The organism is Frankia sp. AgB32, from assembly GCF_023243045.1.
Taxonomy (GTDB): Bacteria; Actinomycetota; Actinomycetes; order Frankiales; family Frankiaceae; genus Frankia.
Genome location: NZ_JALKFX010000047.1, coordinates 1 through 20,364 on the forward strand (window position 1 = coordinate 1; position 20,364 = coordinate 20,364).

The 20,364-nt window shown below is 72.0% G+C and carries 19 protein-coding genes and 1 riboswitch; of the genes, 6 read left to right on the top strand and 13 right to left on the bottom strand.

The window, feature by feature from the left end; translation table 11 throughout:
* Positions 1–219: hypothetical protein (locus MXD60_RS15905; protein ID WP_248819928.1), on the top strand; the 219-nt coding region annotated here is incomplete at its 5' end.
* A gap of 2 nt (positions 220–221) precedes the next feature.
* Here the strand turns inward: MXD60_RS15905 and MXD60_RS15910 are convergent.
* Together MXD60_RS15910 and bluB are read right to left on the bottom strand one after the other, a co-directional pair.
* Complete coding sequence (locus MXD60_RS15910; RefSeq protein WP_248819930.1) at positions 222–1,127, bottom strand: TIGR03564 family F420-dependent LLM class oxidoreductase; 906 nt, start codon at positions 1,125–1,127, stop codon at positions 222–224.
* A gap of 3 nt (positions 1,128–1,130) precedes the next feature.
* Positions 1,131–2,000 carry a 5,6-dimethylbenzimidazole synthase gene (bluB, locus tag MXD60_RS15915; RefSeq protein ID WP_518468057.1) on the bottom strand — a complete coding sequence of 290 codons (870 nt, stop codon included), beginning with the start codon at positions 1,998–2,000 and terminating at the stop codon, positions 1,131–1,133.
* Between the two features lie 30 nt (positions 2,001–2,030).
* Positions 2,031–2,231, bottom strand: a riboswitch (cobalamin riboswitch).
* A 502-nt stretch (positions 2,232–2,733) separates the two neighbouring features.
* Here bluB and MXD60_RS15920 point away from each other — a divergent pair.
* Positions 2,734–4,734: a serine/threonine-protein kinase gene (locus MXD60_RS15920; protein ID WP_248819932.1), complete on the top strand. Its 2,001-nt coding sequence runs from the start codon at positions 2,734–2,736 to the stop codon at positions 4,732–4,734.
* Between the two features lie 234 nt (positions 4,735–4,968).
* Here the strand turns inward: MXD60_RS15920 and MXD60_RS15925 are convergent, their stop codons facing one another.
* From MXD60_RS15925 to MXD60_RS15960, 8 genes are all read right to left on the bottom strand, one after another.
* Positions 4,969–5,328 (bottom strand): hypothetical protein, encoded by a 360-nt coding sequence (locus MXD60_RS15925; RefSeq protein ID WP_248819934.1) that lies wholly within the window; start codon positions 5,326–5,328, stop codon positions 4,969–4,971.
* A 372-nt stretch (positions 5,329–5,700) separates the two neighbouring features.
* Positions 5,701–5,889 carry a hypothetical protein gene (locus MXD60_RS15930; RefSeq protein WP_248819936.1) on the bottom strand — a complete coding sequence of 63 codons (189 nt, stop codon included), beginning with the start codon at positions 5,887–5,889 and terminating at the stop codon, positions 5,701–5,703.
* Positions 5,890–6,309: 420 nt separating this feature from the next.
* Positions 6,310–6,501, bottom strand: coding sequence for a hypothetical protein (locus tag MXD60_RS15935; RefSeq protein WP_248819937.1), 192 nt, complete (start codon positions 6,499–6,501; stop codon positions 6,310–6,312).
* A gap of 145 nt (positions 6,502–6,646) precedes the next feature.
* Entirely contained in the window at positions 6,647–7,786 is a 1,140-nt protein-coding gene (locus MXD60_RS15940) for a transporter substrate-binding domain-containing protein (RefSeq protein ID WP_248819939.1), read from the bottom strand.
* A gap of 713 nt (positions 7,787–8,499) precedes the next feature.
* Complete coding sequence (locus tag MXD60_RS15945; protein ID WP_248819941.1) at positions 8,500–9,528, bottom strand: DUF2278 family protein; 1,029 nt, start codon at positions 9,526–9,528, stop codon at positions 8,500–8,502.
* Between the two features lie 96 nt (positions 9,529–9,624).
* Complete coding sequence (locus MXD60_RS15950) at positions 9,625–10,620, bottom strand: endonuclease/exonuclease/phosphatase family protein (protein ID WP_248819943.1); 996 nt, start codon at positions 10,618–10,620, stop codon at positions 9,625–9,627.
* A gap of 890 nt (positions 10,621–11,510) precedes the next feature.
* Positions 11,511–12,392, bottom strand: a complete 882-nt coding sequence (locus MXD60_RS15955; protein ID WP_248819945.1) for an SCO6745 family protein — start codon at positions 12,390–12,392, stop codon at positions 11,511–11,513.
* Positions 12,393–12,484: 92 nt separating this feature from the next.
* Positions 12,485–13,093, bottom strand: coding sequence for an NAD(P)H-dependent oxidoreductase (locus MXD60_RS15960; protein WP_308222502.1), 609 nt, complete (start codon positions 13,091–13,093; stop codon positions 12,485–12,487).
* A 110-nt stretch (positions 13,094–13,203) separates the two neighbouring features.
* Between MXD60_RS15960 and MXD60_RS15965 the strand changes: the two genes are divergently transcribed.
* On the top strand, positions 13,204–14,046 hold the full coding sequence (locus MXD60_RS15965; RefSeq protein WP_248819947.1) for a helix-turn-helix domain-containing protein: 843 nt from the start codon (positions 13,204–13,206) through the stop codon (positions 14,044–14,046).
* A 73-nt stretch (positions 14,047–14,119) separates the two neighbouring features.
* On the opposite strand, the gene MXD60_RS15970 is transcribed toward MXD60_RS15965, so the two are convergent.
* Entirely contained in the window at positions 14,120–15,430 is a 1,311-nt protein-coding gene (locus MXD60_RS15970) for an acyltransferase family protein (protein WP_248819949.1), read from the bottom strand.
* 958 nt (positions 15,431–16,388) lie between these two features.
* On the opposite strand from MXD60_RS15970, the gene MXD60_RS15975 reads away from it, so the two are divergent.
* Together MXD60_RS15975 and MXD60_RS15980 are read left to right on the top strand one after the other, a co-directional pair.
* A complete protein-coding gene (locus MXD60_RS15975) occupies positions 16,389–17,393 on the top strand; it encodes an SCO6745 family protein (RefSeq protein ID WP_248819951.1) in 1,005 nt (334 codons plus the stop codon).
* A 79-nt stretch (positions 17,394–17,472) separates the two neighbouring features.
* Complete coding sequence (locus MXD60_RS15980) at positions 17,473–18,789, top strand: hypothetical protein (protein WP_248819953.1); 1,317 nt, start codon at positions 17,473–17,475, stop codon at positions 18,787–18,789.
* Between the two features lie 16 nt (positions 18,790–18,805).
* On the opposite strand, the gene MXD60_RS29930 is transcribed toward MXD60_RS15980, so the two are convergent.
* Entirely contained in the window at positions 18,806–19,363 is a 558-nt protein-coding gene (locus MXD60_RS29930) for an SDR family NAD(P)-dependent oxidoreductase (protein ID WP_368861236.1), read from the bottom strand.
* Between MXD60_RS29930 and MXD60_RS15985 the strand changes: the two genes are divergently transcribed.
* Positions 19,248–19,808, top strand: a complete 561-nt coding sequence (locus MXD60_RS15985) for an MmyB family transcriptional regulator (protein WP_248819955.1) — start codon at positions 19,248–19,250, stop codon at positions 19,806–19,808. The two genes, MXD60_RS29930 and MXD60_RS15985, sit on opposite strands and share 116 nt — an antisense overlap.
* A 42-nt stretch (positions 19,809–19,850) precedes the next feature.
* On the opposite strand, the gene MXD60_RS15990 is transcribed toward MXD60_RS15985, so the two are convergent.
* Positions 19,851–20,243: a nucleotidyltransferase domain-containing protein gene (locus MXD60_RS15990; RefSeq protein ID WP_248819957.1), complete on the bottom strand. Its 393-nt coding sequence runs from the start codon at positions 20,241–20,243 to the stop codon at positions 19,851–19,853.
* Positions 20,244–20,364 lie beyond the last annotated feature (121 nt).

Here is a 20,364-nt window from a genome sequence, read left to right on the forward strand (position 1 = left end):
TTCCACCACCCAAAACAATCATGGACGGCGCGCCAGCACATCGTCCAACGCCAACGACTGTCGCCAATCCGTGCGTGGCCGGGGGGGGGGGGGGGGGGGGGGCCCCCCCCCCCCGGGGGGGGGGCGGGGGGGGGGGCCCCCCCCCCGACCGGGCGGCGGCGGCCCCATCGGGTGTTGCACGAACGGGCCGCCGCCGGCTGGCAGCGGGTGTCCCCGTGACGTCAGAGCGTGGCGCGCACGCCGCTGACGACGTCGAGGGTGCGCGCCCGCTCCGCCGGGTCCCCCAGGACGCTCACGAGCAGCTCGGTCGAGCCGGCGTCGGCATATCGCCGCAGGGCCCGCTCGACGTCGGCCTCGTCGCCGACGACGATCGTCTCCTCCACCCCGCGCAGTCCCTCGCGGTCGAGGACGGCGCGGTAGGCGGGGAAGTCCGCGGCGAAACCGACCTGTCCGGCGACCGCGGTCCGGATGCGGTCCGGATCCGCGGTCACGCACATCCCGACGACGGTCACGACCCGCGGGTCGGGCCGTCCCGCGGCGGCAGCGGCCTTGGTGATCGTCGGCACGATGTGCTCGGCGACCGTCCGCGGCCCGGTCCACACCGTCACCGTGCCGTCGGCGAGTTCAGCGGCGATCCGCAGCATCGCCGGCCCGAGCGCGGACAGCAGCACGGACGGCGTGACCGCGACGGACGCGTCCAGCCGGCCCACTGCCGTCACCGTCTCGCCCCGCACGTCCACCGGCTCGCCGCGCAGCAACGGGACCAGCGCGGTCAGGTACTCGCGGATGTGGCGGGCCGGCCGATCGTAGGAGTAACCGAACATCCCTTCGATGATCGGCGGATGACTCGGTCCGATGCCGAGAGTCACGCGTTCGGCGGCGACGGCCTGCGCGGTCAGTGCCTGTCCGGCCAGCGCCAGCGGGTGGCGCGGGTAGGTCTGCACCACGGCGGTTCCGAGCTCGATGCCGGGCACCGCGGCAGCGCCGAGCGCGACGAGCGTGAGCGCGTCCCAGGACAGCAGCTGCGAGAGGTAGACGCTGTCGAAGCCCGCCCGCGCGGCAGCCCGGATCTCGTCAAGGGCCGCGGCCGGGTTCGCCACGGCCCCGAGGTACAACCCAACTTTCATGCGTCACTCCTGGTCAGTCGGGATGGCGGACGGTGCCGCCGGCACTGGCTGGTGCCAGTCAGCGCCCACCATCGGGGAAGAACCCCGCGCCACAGATTGACTACATGTTGTCTCAACGTGTCCGCCCCAACGCTCTTCGTGCACGACGTCGGCGAGGGGGCGGCGCCGCGCCCAGCCGGCACGCTCCAGGTCGGGCTGGGTCTCGAGGTGCGTCACCGGCCCGACGCACAGCCACGCCACCGGGCGCACCCCGGCGGGAATCCCCAGCAGCTCCCGCACGAACTCCTCGCGGTAGAACGACACCCAGCCGACGCCGAGGCCCGCCGCGGTGGCCGCGAGCCACAGGTTCTCCACGGCCAGGCAGACCGAGTACAGCCCGGCGTCGGCGATGGCGTGCCGGCCGAGCACCACCGGCCCGCCGCGGTCGGCGTCGTAGGTGACGACGAGGGAGAGCGAGGACGACAGCACGCCGTCGATCCGGATCCGCGCGAACCGCTCGGCCCGCGGTCCGCTCAGCGTGGCCGCGAACACCGCCCGTTCGTGCTGGACATGAGCGTGGAAGGCACGCCGGGTCCGCTCGTCGGTGACGCGGATGAAGTCCCAGGGCTGGGTGAGCCCGACGCTGGGCGCGGCGTGGGCGGCGGCGAGGACGCGGGTGAGTACCTCGGCGGCGATCGGCGCCCCGGTGAACTCGCCCCGCACGTCCCGACGCCGGTGCACGAGGTCGTGGAAGGCGAGCGCGGCGGCGGTCGACGCCTCCTCAGGCGAGGCCCCGCCAGCGGGCGCCGTACCGATGGGCGCCGTGCCGGTCGGAACGGGGCTGGTGGGGAGGTCCGGCGCGCTGGCGCGGACGGGATGACGGTGGCTGGGCACGGCAGGCTCCCGCTGTCGGGCCGCCCCGGTGGGCGGCATCCGTGCGAGGCCGGTCTTCGGACTTCCGGATCATCGCCGTACCGCCCGCCTTCCCAGGCCGCGAAGGCCCAGTGGCCGCGTGGGTACGCGTGGACGGCTGCTCCCCGGTCACCGCGGCGGGCCCGTGCCGGACTCACACCGGCTTCCCGATTCTCCCCGGTCGCCCGGGGCACCCCGCGTACGTTGCCGCCGCCGACGGTATCCCCGCCACCGCCACGGAGGCGACGCGGGACTGCCCGACCGGGCCAGTGCGGAGACGTGCCCGCCGGACCCGACGTCGGCGGGGCCCCGCGGGCCGGATGGGCCTGGCCCAGAAGGCCGCGCCACACCACGGACCATGATGTCGCCTGACCGACAGCGGAGCCGAAAACCACGCCGTCAAGGCTCCGCGACCGCGCCATTTCGCGCCGGGTATGGTTGCCCCCGGAGAAGGGCCGGATTCCGCGTGACGGCGCCGAGCCGCTCCATGTCCACCTGGGGGATGAATGACGGGCATCGGCCGATTCCGGAAAGGTGACCGCCTTCCGCGCGGCGTGCCGAGGAGTGCGGCCCCGACCCGCCGAACCCAGTCCGGGCCCATACAGCCGCACCTGCTGCGCGGACGGCACGGATGACGGAATTTCCGGCGGGGCCGGCGGCTCTCCCGGGCGATCCCCCACGGCCGCGCGATCCATCGCGGATAGGTGAGTACTCCGTGCGCCGCCTTCTTGGCGAGGGCGGCATGGGCACGGTCTACTACGCCCTCACCCGATCCGGCCGGCCGGTCGCGGTGAAGGTGATCCGGGCGGAGTACGTCGCCGCCCCGGGATTCCGCGAGAGGTTCCTGGCCGAGATCGAGAACGTCCGCCAGATCCAGCAGTTCTGCACCGCGGCGGTCGTGGACATCGACACGGGCCCGACCCCGTATCTGGTCACGGAGTACGTCGACGGGCCGGATCTGCGCTGCCAGATCACCCAGGGCGAGACCCTGGCCGAAAACGATGTGAAACGGTTCGCCATCGGGGTGGCGACCGCGCTGTGGGCCATTCACAGCGCGGGGGTCGTGCACCGTGACCTCAAGCCCGGCAATGTGCTGCTGGCCCCGCACGGCCCGCGGGTCATCGATTTCGGCGTCGCCTCGGCCATCGGCGGCATGAACGCCAACCGCGGCGCCGGGCCCGATGTCCCGCAGTGGCTGACCCCGGCGTTCATGGCCCCGGAACAGGCCATGCGGGCCCGGGACAGATCCGGGATCGACATCTCCTTCCCGGCGGACATCTTCGCCTGGGCCGGGGTGGTGCTGTTCGCGGCGACGGGCCGCGCGCCGTTCGGCGAGGGGGACTTCCTCCACCTGTTCGACGAGGTCGTCTACGGCCAGCCGAATCTCGACGGTCTGCCGGCGGATCTTCTGCCGGTCGTGCGCCAGGCACTCGAGAAGAATCCCGCCCGCCGGCCCACCGCCCGTCAACTCCTCGCGAGCCTGCTGGGCGACACACCGAACGACACGGCCGAGGCCGGGGAGGCCGAAGCGGACCGCGGCTGGGACACCACCGTCGTGGTCGGGCACCAGGCACCGCAGGCGCAGGTGACCGTCGTGCCCCCGCCGCCGGTCCCCGCCCCGGGGCCGCGTCGGCGGCGGCCAGCGCTGGCAGTTGCCGGTGCGCTGATCGCCGTGGTTCTGCTCCTGCTCCTGGTGCCCCGCTCGCCGCTGTCGCCCTGGCGCCGTCCGGCGCGTCTGGGCGCCTGCCCGAGCGTCGACGTCTACACCGGGCAGAAGGACACGCCGTACTACGCCTACGCCCGGGCACTGCAGCACAACGTGCAACAGCGGTATCCCGGGACGAAGGTCGTCGTCGACGCCACCGACGGCACCGCCGACAACCTCGGCCGGCTGCAGGACGCGAACGGCTCGACCTGCGCGCTGGCCGTCGGCCAGCTCAACACCGCCGTCGACGCGTACAACGGCGTGAACCAGTTCGACGGAAAGGCGCTGCCCACGCTGCGCACAGTCGGCCCGCTCTGGCTGGACCTCCTGCATCTGATGGTGCCCGCCACCTCGACCGTCCACGATGCCGACGAACTGTGCAACGCGCGGGTCTCGATCGGTTTACCCAACTCCGGCACCTACCAGATCGGTCAGGTGCTGTTCGACAACGTGCTCCAGTGCAATCTCCAGCCGGTTCCTCTCGGCCTCGAGGCCGCCCTCGCCGAGCTTCGTTCCGGCCACCTCGACGCCGTCCTGTGGGCCGGCGGCGCGCCAACGCCGCAGATCATCGCGGCCCTCGACAACGGGCTGAAGATGCGCGTTCTCCCGCTGGACGAGTACCTGCCGCCGATGGCAGACAACTGGGACCAGTCCTACGGCTCCCGCCTGGGCACTCGCTTCGTTTCCGGCGGCGTGTACGAGGACACGGCCATCACCGGCCAGGACTATCCCGATGTCACCCCGGTCAGGACGATCGGCGTGCCGAACGGCCTGATCGTGAACCAGGCCGCCGACCCCGCACTGGTCGGCTTCGCCGCGCGCGACCTGGTCGAGAACCGGGCCGACTACGAGATGGCGCTGTGGGGCACCAACCAGCAGGGCCGACATTTCGAGTCACCGGCGCTGGCGATCTCCGCGAGTTCGCTGTACTGCCTGGTCCCGCTGGCGGACGCGGCCAGGAACTACTACAGCGGAATCGGTATCAACGCGGACTGCGATCGCCCGCGCTGACCGGCGCCGCACGAGCGGTCGCCTGGCAGCCAAACACGGCCCGTCCCGCGCGGGTGTGGCCGGTGTGGGCGTCCGTGCCACCCTGCGATCGGGTGACACGGACGCCCGCCGGACGGGCCGAACGCGGCCACGGGCCGGATCGGCCGGCGATCGGGGTGTCGACGTCGCACCGTGACACCCAGCGTCGCTCAACCCGTCAGGACGGCCGTGGGCGACGAGCCGCCAGCCCCGGGTCTACCAGTGCTGGCCGCCGCGGTGGTCGCCGCCGCGGTGGTCGCCGCCGCGGTGGTCGCCGCCGCGGTGGTCGCCGGGCCGGCCGTTGCCGGGACCGTTGTTGCGGCGCGGCGGGTTGTGGGGCCGACGCGGCTGGGGCGCCGGGCGATACACCGGCCCGCGGCCAGGACCGTGGTTGGCGAACCCGTAGCTCCCCGCGTCGCCGGTGAGGTCCTGACCGTTCGGCTGCGCGAACGCGGCCGACGATGATCCGATGGCTGGTGTCCCGGTGGCTGCCTGCGCCGACGTCGGACCGGCGAGAGTGATTCCCGCCGCCGCGGCGGTCGTCATGACGATGAGGCCGATTTTCCTGAAACGCATGCGCATGCCTCCCCTTTCCTCGGGCGGGCCGACAGACGGCCAGCCCGTTTCCTCCCGGACACCTCGACAGCCGTACCGGACAACCCGGTAAACGTCCCGCGACGACGCGCGAGAACGGCCCGTCAGCGCCTGCCAGGTCATTGGCTGTGGCCGCGCGACGGCCGGTCTGTCGATTCATCAACAATAGCCGGCGAACGCGCCTTCGATTCAAGGAAAGAACGTTGCCTACCCGACGCTGTGATTCTTGCCGAACCCGACCCGGCCGGGCGGGTGGATCTGCTGTCCCACCGCCACACGGCCGCCCCGATCACCTGGCAGTCGAGAATACGATCACCTGAAATGCCGGGTAAACCAGCATGTCCTCCCCTTGCTTCACGTTCCGGGCGACATCGCGGACCAGGCGATGAGCGGCGCCACCGGGACAGGGTCGGACGGATTGCCGTGCAGCCGGCCGACGCGTCCGGCGGCCCGGTTGACCCGGTCGAAGAATGTCGGCGCCCGCACCGGCCGAAAGCCGCGGAAAAAGCGCGGGTAGCGGCGCGAAACGAACAGGGCCGGCACTCGCGACCCATGATTGTGGCGACGCCATGTGGCGCGAAGACAAAATGCGAGCGCCCGGATGATTCGACGGGTCACCGCAGGACCGCGGATATTCACCCGCGACTCGACGCCTCAACCATCGCCGCACCGAGGTCGCGCAGGGCCGCGCCGCCCGCGGCGGGCTGACCTCCGCGTGGTGGCAGGTCCTCGGCGGCGGCACCGCCGCGCGAAAATCGACCCGCTCGTGGCACCGGCGGACCAGGCGGCGGGCGCCGTCGCGATCGGCCCTGCCCTGGGCGCGGCGATGGGCGCCGCCGCCCAGGGTGATCTGACCACCGCCTTCGACACCTTCCTGACGGCGGTGTGCGGACCGCAGTACCGGTCCGTGATCGAGTCCGCGCTGGGCCGAGCCGGCCTGGAACGGGCCGAACGCGCCTGCGGCTACTGCTTCGCCGGCGAGGTGCCCGCGCTCGCCGGGTGGCATTTCGACGAGGAGCTGGCGCGCCGGATCGGGCAGCCGGTCCATCTCGTCGCCGGCGGCGCGAGCCCGCGGCCCTCACCCACCGTCTCGTCGATCACCTCGCCACGATGCTGCCCGACACCCGCACCACCGTCGTTCCCGGCAAGAACCACCTGCTCCCCCTGCGCGCCCCTGCTGCCCTCGCCGGTCCTCTCCCCACCCCGACCCCCATCTCCTGACGGGTCGAGTCCCGCGGACTGTCCGGATCTGGCGGGAACCTCCGGCGGTCCTACGGCGAGCACGCGCTTGGCCGTCGAGCTACGAATGGCTGTCGAAGTAGCGTGCGCGGAGTTCGTCGTAGGTACCGTCGGCGTGCATCTGCAGCAGCGAGGCGTTGGCCCTCTTGCGCAGGGCACTGCCGGTGGGGAAGGCGATGCCGTAATCCTCGGGTTCGAAGACCTGCCCGGCGAGCGTCTCCTTCCGGTCGTGGGCGACGTCGACGTGGTGTTGCAGGACGGGCGAGTCGTAGACGATCGCGTCGGCGTTGCCGGCGCGCAGCATCGGGTAGGCATCGTCGATGGATGCCACGGTGCGCGGTGAGATGTCGTGGTGGCGCAGGTAGCTCTCCGCCGTGGAACCGCGAACCGTGACCACCCGCTTTCCCGGCAGGTCGGCGATCCCGGTGATGCCCGTCCGGATGGACCTGACCGTGAGCTGCGTCGTGATGGACGCGGTGAACAGGGACACGAACACCAGCCCGGCGATGAGCCAGGCGAAAGTGACGATCTTGGCGAACAGTCGTTGCGGTTCGCCAAGATCTCCGGCGAGTCCGACAGCGGCAGCACGGAACATCCCCTCACCCATGCGCCGGTGCCAGCGGTGTTCGCTGCCGACGCGGGTCACCGCCGAGGTGATCGCGCCGGCGATGACGAGCATGACGAGCAGCACGGCCAGGTAACGCCCGGTGGCAGCCGAGACGAGGTTTTCCAGCTGGTTGGACAGATCGAGACCGGCGGGCTTGTCGGCGGCGAGGATCTGCAGCCCGGCGTCGAACATCGGGTAGGAGAAGTCGACCTCCGCCTCCCGGTCGGCGGTGATCGAGATTCCCGAGATCGCCGCGTCGATGTCGTTGTCCCGGGCCCGGTCGAGGAGGGACCGGATATCCGGGTACCAGACGTACCGGGTCTGCCAGTCGTTGCGCCGGGCGATGTCGTTCCACAGGTCGATGCTGAAACCCACGTACTCGCCGGTGTCGTCCCGCCCGACGAACGGGTCGAGCGGCTTGATGCCAACCGTGATCGTGCTGGCGGCAGCACCAGCGGCCATGGGGCGTTTCGCCGCCGGCCCCGACGCGGCCCGCGCGGGCATCTCGGGCATCGCGGCCGCCAGGAACGCGGCGAGCAGGAGCAGTACGACGATGCGACGACGGGCTGTCCACAGACGCCCATGCGCGGTCATCGAATCGCGCCCATCACCACCCGAGTGGACATGGGAACGCTCACATTCCGCGCCAGGCACGGAATGCACCGTTTCCAGGAGGCTGATTTTCTTCTGCGAGTCGAGCGGAAAGGTGGCCTCGAATATGACCGTCCGACGGCTTCACGCATTCTCCGCGGGGACGGAAACCTGCCACCGGCGAGATCAGGGGGTGCAGGGGACAGGCTGGGGGCAGGCCTGAACCAGACGAGGCGGGGGGCATACCACAAGTGTGAGGTAAGACGAATTCACCTGTCAATACCGGAGTGTCGCGCCACACGGGAGAAGGGATAGCGGATCGACAAATGAGACCTCTTTCGCTTTTCGCGCAGAGTGCTCCACATTGCAATTTTTCGTCCGACCTAGACCGACTCGCCGGAGGAACACGCCGTGACCTGTCGTCGCTCCCCCGCAGGTCCGCCCGACACGCCTCCCGCCAGCCCGTGGGGACGACAGAGACCGAGGTAAAGCCGGCGAACGCCAGCCCGATGGCGACATCCGACCGGGTCGACTGTCGTACCCGGCAGGCCCGCTGCCCGCCGCGACCTCGCCGCACAACTCATCGCCGACGCCCAGCCGCCTCGCGCGGCGGCTGGGCCGTGGACCGGGTTGTCGGCGGTCGCGATCCTCGCCCGCGCGATTCCACTCGTCGCACGGTTGGAGTTCCGGGACCTGGTGCTCGCAGGTTCCCAGGGTCAGAACACCATGGTGATTCCTTCTTCCGCGGCATCCGCGGAGGTGTAGGCGACGCCGTCGACCTTGAGGCCTGCCGGGTCCAGGAGGGTGATGGTGCCGCCATGGTTGCCGAGCGCGAGTGGCGGCGAGAGCTGGATTCTGATGGCGTCTCCAGCGGCCAGTGCCTCGGCCGGTAGGGCAAGACGATGCCGGTCGCGGTCGGCGATCTTCCAGCCGGCCAGGTTCACCGACTCCGCCATCGTGTTGATCACGGTGACGGACTCGCGTCCCGGGGCCGCAGCGGCCGGATTGATCAGGGCGGCCGCGATCCGCAGGCGCTGATCCGGTTCTTCGGAAGCGGGGTGGCCGCCGGGCCGTGCCGGTGGGACGGTGGGCAGGGCGTGGCCGCTGGTGTCGTCGGTGTGCCAGGTCTGGCTCTGGAATGCCAGAAACACCGCGACCCAGCGGTCCGCGGCCGGGAAATGGAACAGCAGTGCGCCGTCCTGCCACACCCCGTCGTCCTTGACGAACCTGGTCAGGATGGCGTTGCCCTGGTTCATGTGGATGTCGTGAACACCATTACCAGGCTTGAAGCCGAAAATCTTGTCAGGTGTGTGGGGCTCGGTTGGCCAGCGTTCACCGAAGACATAGACGCGACTGTCCTGCTCCGCTTCCGCTCGCTGCACGTAGTGGTCGAGCACATCGGCGAGATCGTTGTCCTGGCCGGGCTTGTCCGCGGGTAGACTGCGTAGTGACCTGCGGTCGAACAGGCTGCCTCGAATGAAGTCCAGCGCCAGCCCGCCGGGCTTGTTCTCCAACACGGTGAACCCGTCGTCCAGGGTTTTGAGCCTCTCGAGGACGGGGTTGTCGAAGTCCTCGACGGCAACATACAGAAGTTCCGACGGCGGTAGATCGGACAGCACGTTGACGGCAGCGCGAAAATGCCGCTCGCCATCGATGTGGAGCTGATAGTGCGGGGTGTTGTTCCCGCCTTCACGGCGGTGACCGAGTACGCGGCCCTTCAGGACCCCATATCGTTGCAGAGCCATTGTTCGTCTCCTTTCATGCCACCTGGACAGGTGCGGGTTCCCGGATGCGGGAGTGTCGGGACGCGCGTCTCACCCGGAGGGCCGGGTGCGCGCTGTTCAGACGGTGAGGTCGGCGAGGACGGGTGCGTGATCGGAGTCGCGGGCCGTCCGGCGAGCGGCCGGGTCGCCGGTGACGGATGGCAGGGGCCGGTGGACGAGGGCATTGACCTTCCCGAGGCCGGCCAGGAGGGCGTGGCTGATCAGGATGTGATCGATGAGCTCCCTGCGTCCCTCGTAGATCCGGGAGAAGCGCGTCTCCGCCGGGATGGCCGCGGCGAGGTTCCACAACCGCTGGGCGTCGCCCTGGTCGTGGTGGGTGAAACCGCCGGTGCCGATTTCGGAGCCGGGTGGCCCGGTGAGAATCTGGGAGCTTGCGGCATGAGGTTCGTCGTTGAAGTCTCCGAGCACAGCGAGACGGTGGGTGTGGCCGTCGCCGGCGAGGAGCCGGGTGGCGAACGCGCGGACGGTGACGGCTTCGGCCGCGCGGCGGTGCAGGGCGTAGGAGGCGTAACGAGCACGTTCCCCTTCGTCGTTCGTGGTGAAGCGGCTGCCGCCACCGCTGGCGGGGAAGGACAACAGCTTGGACTTCAGATGGCAGACCAGGATGGTGAGCGGCTGTCCGGAATTCGGGGTGACAGTGACCGCGAGTGCGCCGCGGCCCATCCTCTGGGTGGTCTTGGCGTCGTCGCGGATGTCGTCGCCGATGTCGTCGCCGATGTCGTCGCCGATCTGGACCGGGAGCAGGCCGGCGGGAAAGTCCACGGCCTCGACAACATCCTCCAGGGGGAGACGGGAGAGGACCCCGACGCGAATCGGATGATGCGCGTCGAAATGGGTGGACAGCCTGGTGTGCCAGGTGCCGTCCAGTCTGTCGGTCAGGTCGGTGAGCGCGTCGGGGTCGCCGACCTCCTGGACGCCGAGCACATCAACACCGCAGCTTTTGATGGTCGCCGCGAACGCGGCCAGTTTTCCGTCATAAACGGCCTTGTCGGCGGCACCAAAGTTCCCACCGGGGCGGAAGAGGTTCTCCAGATTCCATGTTCCCAGCAGCACCATTTCTGATCCTCCCCCGAGCGGGCAGCCAAGTCCGCTCCGGATAGTCGGCCGACTGCGAACGATCCGCGAGCCTGGGGGCGTCCACCGACAATCCGCGTCATCGTTGCAGCTCGGACCGCGTCTGTGAACTCGTCGGGCCGCGACAACAATGCGCTGTCGCTGCGCACACCCGGAGGTGCACACAACTGAGGAAATGGCATCGCTGCCGTCGTCACCGACACCGGGTAATGGCCTCGACCAGCCGATCAGGCCAAGCGGTTGTACGCGGCGGCATCGTCCTCGGAGAGACGCTTTCCGATGGTGACCTTCGGGCGATGCCGGCCTTCTCCATGATGTCCGTTCGTTCCGGCGGTGTCCGGCGAGTCGATCACAGACGCCACACTCGGCGCACACTGGACGCAGTCACGCGACCGCGACTTCAGCGCCAGTCGCGGTGGACGAGCGGGAACAGGGCTAGGCGGGTGCACCATCGTCGCGACCTCCGCGGCGGCACCTAGGACATTCCCGCCGCTCCGACTGCCTAACATCTCCTTCCCCGGCGAAAATTCCTGGTGCACCCGAGACTCGTCGATGGAGGCTCCGGCGACAAAACAGGCCAGGCCTCGCCGGCAACCGGTACTACGACATTATTCTTGTATCGCTCCATGTCGGTGGCGTCTTCGTCACGGGACACCCCACCCGGGGTGGATCGAGGCCCTCGCCGCAGGACACGGGCGGACACCCTCGCCGACACCACCGCCCGGCTCCTGCCCAACCGGCTGTTCCGGCCGGCCCGGGCGATGTGGAACGGCACCAGCCACCAAACCCTGTGACTCGAGGTCTGCATTCACCCCAGCCCGTTGACTCGAACGCAGCGACGGCGGAGCGTGATGATCTTGATGGTGGGCTCAGCCAGGGGGCTGGCGGGGGTCGGGGACGCCGATCGGGTTCGGCCAGCGCAGGCAGGTGGCAGCGTGCTGGGCGAGGGGGGTCAGCAGGGTGGCGCAGCGGTCGAGTGCCGCCGGGTTGAGGGAGTCCCAGGGGGCGGCGGCGAGGCGGTCGGTCGTCGCTTCGATGTCGCGCAGGGCCCGCTCCGCCGTCGGCGTCGGGGCGCCGGTGGCGTCGAGCCAGCCGCGGGTGCGCAGCCGGCCGGCGGCGGAGGTCCACTCGTCGTCGGACCAGCCTCGGACGCGTTGGAACTCCTCCCGGCCGACGCCGTCCAGGCCGCTGCGCCAGACGCAGGATTCGGCGCCGTCCAGGCCGGCGGTCACCAGGGCCGCGGCATGGCCGTCGCCGCGGTGTTCCCGCAGGATGGTCGTGGCCTGCCAGATGATGCCGAGGGGGTCGCCCGGCCAGGGCAGCGCCGCGTTGGCGGCGGCGAGCACGCGGCCGGCCAGCGGGGCCGCGCCGGCGGCGGTTCGCAGCAGGTCGGCGAGTTCGGCCAGCTGGTTCGGCCCGAGTTCGGCCTCGGCGGGGGCCAGGGCCTCGCGGGCGCCGTCGAGCCGGGCGGCCAGCGCCATCGCCGGGGTGATCTTCGTCCAGACGTCTGGCAGGGCGCGGCGCACCATGGGCGGCGCGAAGCCGAAGAACGAGCCGGCGACCGGGGCGGCACCGACCGGGCCGAGCGGCGCGGCGCGACCGGCGAAGTAGCCCCGCCAGAATCCGCGCAGGCCGGTGCGCTCGAACGCCGCGGCGCAGGCCGGGGCGAAGTAGGTGACGGCGTGCACCGGCTCGAACAGCCGCCACATGCGGCGGGCCGTGGACTCGGCGGGCAGGGTGTCGTCGGGCATGATCTGACCCAGGCCGCGCCGCCCGGGTCCGGTCAAGGCACCCCCACCGACTGCCCGCGACCAGCGCTCGCGTCGGTCGCGGGCAGGTCGCCTCAGGCGGGGTACGGCGTTTCGGCGCGGGCCCGGCGCAGTGCGGTCGCCCACCAGGCGAGCTGGGTGAGCAGGGTGGTGGCGTAGCCGGCGGCGGCGGGGTCGAGCGGGCGGCCACCGTCCCAGGTCGTGAAGTAGGCGGGGAACGCCAGTCCGTCGCGGATGGTCACCGCGTGCAGTTCGGTGAGGACGTTCTCCAGGTGCAGCACCGCGTGCCGCCCGCCGGCCGCGCCGCCGTAGCTGACGAACGCGACCGGCTTCGCGGTCCACTGCGTGAAGTGCCAGTCGATGGCGGCCTTCAGCGACGCCGGATAGCTGTGGTTGTACTCGGGGGTCACGAGGATGAAGGCGTCCGCCGCGTCGAGCCGCTCGGTCAGGGGGCGCATGCCCTCCGGGCGTGGGTAGGCGTCGCCGGCGTACTTCGGCGACGCCGCGGGCAGGCTCAGCGGGAGCTCGACGTCCGCGAGGTCGACCACGTCGACGTCGAAGCCCCCGTGCGCCGCGGCCTGCTCGGCGACCCAGGAGGCGACGACCGGGCCGAACCTGCCCTCCCGGACGCTGCCGATGATGATCGCGAGTCTGCTGGTGTCGGTCATGTCCCCCACGGTCACGCGCGCCGCCCGGCCGCGGCCAGACCGGGTCCAGGGTGGCCCCCGCAGGGTCACGATCTCGGGGTCGGCGCCGGTGGGCCGGCGGCCGTCGCGGTCATACAGTGGATCAGGTGAGCACGCCGCTGGGTGACTTCCTCCGTGCCAGGCGCGACGCGACCCGGCCCGAGGCGCTCGGGCTCGCGGTGGGCGCGCGTCGGCGCGTCCCGGGGCTGCGCCGGTCGGAGCTGGCGTCGCTGGCCGGCATCAGCGTCGAGTACCTGATCCGGATCGAGCAGGGCAGTGATCGCAACCCGTCTCCCGCCGTCGTGAACGCGCTGGCGGACGCGCTGCGCCTCGACGTCACCGAGCGGGAGCACCTGCGGCACCTGTCGAAGATCGGCAGCGGCGTGTGCGTCGGCCCGCTCGCCCAGCCCCGCCCGGACGTCCGCCCGACCGTGCTGGCCCTGCTCGACCAGTTCGAGCCGGGGATCGCGCTGGTCACCAATCGGCTCGGCGATCTCCTCGCGTTCACCGCGGGCTTCGACCTGCTCGCCCGGCCGTCGGGACTGCTCGACGGGCCCCGGCCCAATCTCACCCGCTACGTGTTCACCGACGCGCGGGCCCGCGCGGTCTTCCCCGACTGGGGGACGCTTGCCGACGAGCGTGCCTTCGACCTGTGGCTCGGCCCGTCGGCCGAGCGCTCGACCCGGTTCAACGCCGAGCTCGCCGCGGCGGCCGGTGAGGAGTTCACCCGCCGACGCGACCAGCATGCGCTGCCGGCGCGCGGCCGCCTGCGCTGGGTCCATCCCGCGGTCGGTGAGCTGCGCCTCGACCGCGAGATCCTCGAACTGCCGCCGAGCGACGCGCAGCAGTTCGTGGCGCTCCTGCCGGGAGACGACGCGACTGCCGACGCGCTGCGCAGGCTGCACGGGCAGCACGGGCAGCACGGCACCGTCCTGCGCGCCGTCACCTGACCGCTGCGCGGTGGGGTGTTCGCCGCGCCGCCCGCGCGCCGGTGACCCATCGGCGCGCGGGCGGCCCGGGCCGTCAGCGGCCGGCCATCGCGCTCGGCACCGACTCGACGTCGTCGGAACGCGGGAGCTGTCGCGCGGCACGGCCCGCGGGTACCAGGACGTCGCGGTCGGCCGGCTCCGGCTGCCGCGAGCGGGCCCTGGCCCGGGCCCGGGCCGCACGGCCGCGTTGGATCGGCCGTTCCAGCAGGTAGTACGACGCGGCAGCCAGGGCCACCGAGATGACGGCGACGGCGAGGACGGCCGGCCAGCGGCCGAAGGCGTCGGTCAGGTCGGGGCCCCAGTGCGCCACCACCGGGAAGTGCCACAGGTAGAAGCCGTAGGAGATCCGGCCGAGCCAGACGAGCGGCGACGCGGCCAGCGCGCGGAACAGCCAGCTCGTCGTCGCTCCCTGCTCCAGGGCGAGGATGAGGGTGGCGGCGAGCAGCGCGATGACCGTGTAGCCACCGCGGGTCAGCATCGTCGGCGGACCCCAGCCGCTGGGTGCCTTCACCACCTCCACCGCCAGCAGGGCGAGCGCGATGGTGCCGATGACCGGTAGTGCCGCGACCATGCCTTCCAGGCCACCGCGCCGCCGCGATGCCTCGACCATGCCGCCCGCCGCGGCCGCGCTGATCGCGGCGTCGGTGTCGCTGTCGGTGTCGCTGTCGCGGCGCGCGGCGCGCAGCCAGGCGGCCAGCGCGCAGCCGACCAGCAGCGCGTCCGCCCGGGTGTCCAACGCGAAGTACGTTCGCGTCCCCGGGGCCCCGAACGCGACCAGCACGTTGCGCCACAGCATGACGGCGACCGCGCCGCCGAGCAGCACCGCGGGCAGTCGGTCGGCGATCCGCGGCCGGCGGCACAGCACGATCAGCGCCAGCGGCCAGAGCAGGTAGAACTGCTCCTCCAACGACAGCGACCAGGTGTGCCCGAGCCAGCCGGCGCCCGTGCTCTGCTTCACCACCTGGAAGTAGTTGTTCAGATAGATCGTCGAGGAGGCGAGGCTGTCGAGGAACTCGTCGCGATCACCGGCCGGGCCGATGCCGAGCAGCACGACCCACACGGTGGCGACGAGTACCAGCAGCCAGAACGCGGGCAGCAGCCGATAGGCGCGCCGCAGGTAGAACCGGGTGAGGGACACCCCGCCGGTACGGTCCAGTTCCGCCAGCAACTGGCCGGTGATGAGGAAACCGCTGAGCACGAAGAACACGTCGACGCCGAGATAGCCGCCGCCCAGCGAGTCCATGTGGAACACGAGCACACAGAGCACCGCGAGGGCCCGGACCCCGTCCAGCGCCGGGTTGTACCCGGCCGGCCTGAGTCCGCGCCGCCTCGGGGCGGCTTCCACCGACGGGAGTGTCTCGGTGGGCGCGGTGGCAGCCCGGCTCGCCGGTACCGGATGGCAGTCGTCCGCCAGCAACCCGTCCGTGGACGAACTGCCACGAGACGACAGACGACGGTCAGGGGACGGACGACTCGGCGCCGACGGATGATCCTCCGCGGACGGATGGCTCAGCGACGGGGGACGGCCCGGCGGCGACGACCCGCGCGGCACCGGCGGATGGGACTGGGCCGGTAGGCGTCCTTTCACCGGCGGGCGACGGCGGATGGGCGGACGGCCCGGGGCCACCACGTCCACGCGACCCTGGCCGCGATCCCGGTCGTGTCGATGCTCTGCCATCCACCACTCCCATCAATCCGTCGAGCCACCCGTCCTCTGTCCGTTTTGCACTACTTCTAGCTCCCTAACCTTGGTGCTACCTGTCAGATGGAGCCGACCTTCACCCGCAAGATCGACCATGGGTATCCGAAATATCACTCTCGGTGCCCGTCCGGGTGAACGCGGGTGCCGCGGATCGGGCCGTTCCGTCCATGCGAATCCGCGCATGTGCTGCTTGTGGCCGGCGGTCACCCGGCCCGATCGGCCGCGGGCGGGCCGGCTGGCCTGCCCACTGACGGGATCAGCCGGTCACCCGGTCACCCGGTCACTGCGTGCCCCGGTCGGTAAGCCCCTGCGCCGGGCGCGGCCCGGCACCCACCCGCGAGGCCGCCAGCAGCAGCGCCGCCAGGCCAGCGGCGTCCCGTGCGGTGCGCCGCGGCCGGGCCGACCATCGGGCGCCGGCGGGCATCCCTGGAGTCGCGCTCCGTCCACCGGGCCAGCATGGACGCCACGTCCGCCACGCCGCGAGCCGATGTTGACAGTCGGGGTCTCGGGCGTTCGAGGCCAGGTCGCACCGCCGCCGGCAGGATGCCGCGAACCCTCGGATCACCGCCAGGCGCACATCCACAGAGAGTTCACAGGTCCGGTGATCTACCGACGAGGCGGAAGCGTCACCCGCCGAGATCGGCCGTCCCGCGCGACCGCGGAGACCGACCCGGCCACCTCCGTCACCCGCCAGGGCGGCGGGCGCGGGTTGAACCTCGCGGAGCCGAGTGGAATCGTGACGGGAGTGGATGTGGCCCAGCGCATGTGGCGATTGTTCGAACCAGTGCACGGCGTCCCCTACCTCTCGCCGGCCAGCGCGGCCACCTGGGAGGACGCGGGGCTGAAGGGCTACTGGCGGGGCTACTTCGCCGCCCGGGCCGCGCCGCTGGGGCTGGTCGAGGCCGCCCCCGTCGTCGGCGCGTTCTTCAGCTTCTCCCCCGCGATGGTGGCCAGGGTGGTGCCGGCGGTCTGGACCCACCTCTCCCCGGAGAAGGCCCTCGTGGTGCGCCTGGCGGCCGCCCGCGCAGCGCTCGGCCCGGTGGTCGGCGCCCTCGGCGCCGACGAGCTGACCGAACTGGCCGCGCTGCTGCGATCGGTGGTGGAACGCCTGCCCGTCGCCGGCCGGGTGCTCGGCGCCGCGAACGTCGCGCTGCCCTGGCCGGACGACCCGCTCGGGATCGTGTGGCAGGCCACCACCGCGCTGCGGGAGCACCGCGGCGACGGCCACATCGCCGCGCTGGTCACCGCCGGTCTCGACGGCCCGGAGAGCCTCGTCTGGCGGGTCGGCCGGGGCGGCACCGACCGGGCGTTCTACCAGCAGATCCGGGGCTGGACCGACGACGAGTGGGACGCGGCGGCCGAGCGCCTGCGTTCCCGCGGCTGGCTCGATGCCACCGGCGCGCCGACCTCGGCGGCGCTCACCGCCGCCGAGGAGCTGGAGGCGGTGACGGACCGGGCGGCCCGCTCGGCCTGGGACGAGCTCGGCCCGGCGGCCACGGAACGCGTCGCCGCGCTGCTGGACCCGCTCGCGCGTGCCGCCGCCGGAACACTGATCTGGCCCAGCCCCACCGGCGTTCCCGACCCGCGGACCGCGACGCCTGCCTGACCCGCGGCCGAGCCCCGCGCAGACACCGAGCTGGCGAGAACCGGGCTGCCGGCCGCCGGCCGCTGGGTAGATTGGGCGGGTGCGGGCGGACGGGGAGTCGGGGTCGGCGAACCTCGGCGTGGCCGTGTTGTCCGCGGCCGCCATCGGCGGTGCGGCGGGCTCGGCGCTCGCCGCGCACCGCGGCCGGCGGGCCGCCGCCGTCGGCGCGCTCGCGGGCGCCGCGGCGCTGGCGAGCTCGGAGACCGTCGCGCGGGCCCGGCAGCGTCCCGGCGAGATCCCCGCGCTGTGGCAGCGGATCGCGACCAGCGCGGCGCTCGTCGCCCCGCTCGGCTGGGCCGCCGGGAAGCTGACCGGCGCCGGCCCCCGGGCGGTCGGCACGACGATCGGAAGCCTCGCCGGGCTCCTCGGTCTGCGCCCGCAGAAGGTCCTGCTCGGACCGGCGTTCGGCGCGGCGGTGGGCACCCTGCTCGCGGCCCGCGCCCGCCCGGTGCCGCCCGCCGCCGTCGCCGCTCTCACCATGGCCGCCTACCGGACGGCGTCCCCGGTGCTGTTCCGGGACGCGCAGGTGAGCCTGCTCGCCGAACGGGTTCCGGCGGAACGCCTGCCCTTCGTCGTGCCGCGCCAGGCCCGCTCCCGTCGGGTCGGCACCGGCTACGTCGAGGAGCTGGCCGACGAACTCGGCGGGCGCTACGCCACCGACGTCGCCGACATCGGGATCGTCGCGTCCCTGGACGGGCTGGCCGGGCCGAATTTCGATCCCGCCGGCGTCGACCCGCTGGTCCGCGAGTTCTACGAGCACACCACCCGGTTCGCCCTCGACATCACCCCGCGCTGGCGGCTGTGGGTGCGCCCCGGCTACCTGCTCTACCGCACCGCCCTGGCCCGCCCGCTGGGCCAGGCCAACGTCCCGATGAACCAGCGGGAGACCCAGCGCGGCATCCGCAGCCGCATCGACACCATCACCCTGCCCGACGCCGACACCGTGGCGGTCCGCGGCTGGATCCGCTCGTTCGCCGACACCGACGAGCCGATCTACGTCGGGATCTACACCACCTACCGGCACGGCGACCGTGGCTACGTCAGCGTCGGCTTCCCCCTCCCCCAGGCCAGCTTCACCGCGACCCTGCTGCCCCGCGCCCGCCCCGGCGGCGGCCTGACCCTGACCAGCAGCAGCGATCTGGAGCACCCCGGCCACTACCTCGCCTACCGCGACGAGACCGACGGCAGCCTCACCGCCGCGGCGATCCACGGCTTCGCCGAGGACCTCGACGTCTACGTCCAGGACGGCGAGCTGCGCGCCGAGCACGCCTTCTCCCTGTTCGGCATCCCGTTCCTCGTCCTCGACTACCGCATCACCCGCAAGCCCGCCGACAGCACCCGTCGTCACCAGGGATAGACGCCGCCGTTCTCGTTCAGGAAGACACCCGGACCCTCATCGCGGCGGGCGAGTACCTGGCTGGCGACACGCGCACCGCCCTCCTCCGCGGTGTCGCGTCCGGTGTGGCCGTTGAGGTCGGTGGCGCAGTGGCCGGGCGAGAGCGCGTTGACGGTGATACCCCGGCGGGCGCAGCTCGTGCGCGTGGATCAGCGTGATCGCGTTCAGCGCCGCCCTGGCCGAGTTGTAGCCGAGAAGCCGCGCGTATCTCCGCGTCTGCGGGGCGGGATCGGTCAAAAGGCGAAGGTGCCGAGCCCGCTGGAACGTTCCCGACGACCGCGTCCCCCGCCTGGCGAAGCAGGCCGACCATCGCGTTCGTCACGGCGACCGCCCCGAAGACGTTGGTCTCGTAGATCTCACGCAGCGCCGCGACCGGCAGTTCCGGGGGCGGCCGGCCCTGGTCGCGGGTGATACCGGCGTTGTTGACGAGAACGTCCAGTCGGCCGTGCCGGGAGTCGATGATCCCCGCCGCGCTCGCGATCGTGGCCTCGTCGGTGACGTCGAGGTGGACGAAGGTCACGTCCAGGTTCTTCACCCGCCCCGGCGCCCGGGAACGGCACGACCCGGTGACCGGCGAACGGTTCGCCCGCGAGTCGGTCGCGGACCTGCGCGCCGCGGCCGCGCGCCATCCCCGCGACGCCGGCATCCGCGATCTCGTGGCCCGGCTGCTCGACGCCAGCGCGGAGTTCCGGCGGCTCTGGGCCGAGCGCGAGGTCCAGGTCGGACGCTCGACCCGCAAACGAATCCGCCACCCGCAGGTCGACTGGCTCGACCTCGACTGCACGGCCGCGCCCGGAACCCCCGCCCACCACGCGCTCGGACTCCTGAAAGTCCTCGGAACCCAGTGGTCCGAGAGCTCCGGTCCCGCGCGCCCGGCACCCGCCGTCACGTCACCCGGGACAGGCTGGAGCGAGACGGGTCAGGCGTGTTCCTCGGACACGTGGACCGCTATCTGCCGGACAAAGTCCGGTCATCGGTGATGGCGCGGAGCAGGCGCAGCACCCGGACCTGATCGACCACGGCTACGGGGTCCGGTCCAGCAGGGCGGCGACGAACTCCCGGTGGGAGCGGGTGATCCGTGGGAGTTCGTCAGAGTAGATTTTTCTGGTCATCGCTTCCCAGTGCACTCGCGCCGCCGGGTCGTCGTCGAAGAGCAGCTTTCCACCGAGGGCGACCCTGCCGGCGAGCTCGAGCGGAGCGTTGTCCAGGACGAGGAGGTCGACTCCGGTCGGCAGGAGTACGTCGAAGGAGTTCGGCGGCAGCGGCCCGCCGAAGTAGGCGGCGACGTCGACGTCCGAGTTCGCCCGCTGGCGCCCGACCGCTCGGCTGCCGTGCAGGTAGGCGAACAGGAAGCCGGCCTGACGCAGCGCGGTGACAACCTCTGGCGTCACCACGCGTTCGCGGGACTCGTCCACACCCCGATCTTCGCAGACGGGATGGCCGCGCGGTGTATCACTCGTGCCCTGCGCCCGGACCGGGCGCGGCGAGGCACACCGAGGATCACGCGATGTTGTCGGGGTCGCCAAGCAGCCGAGT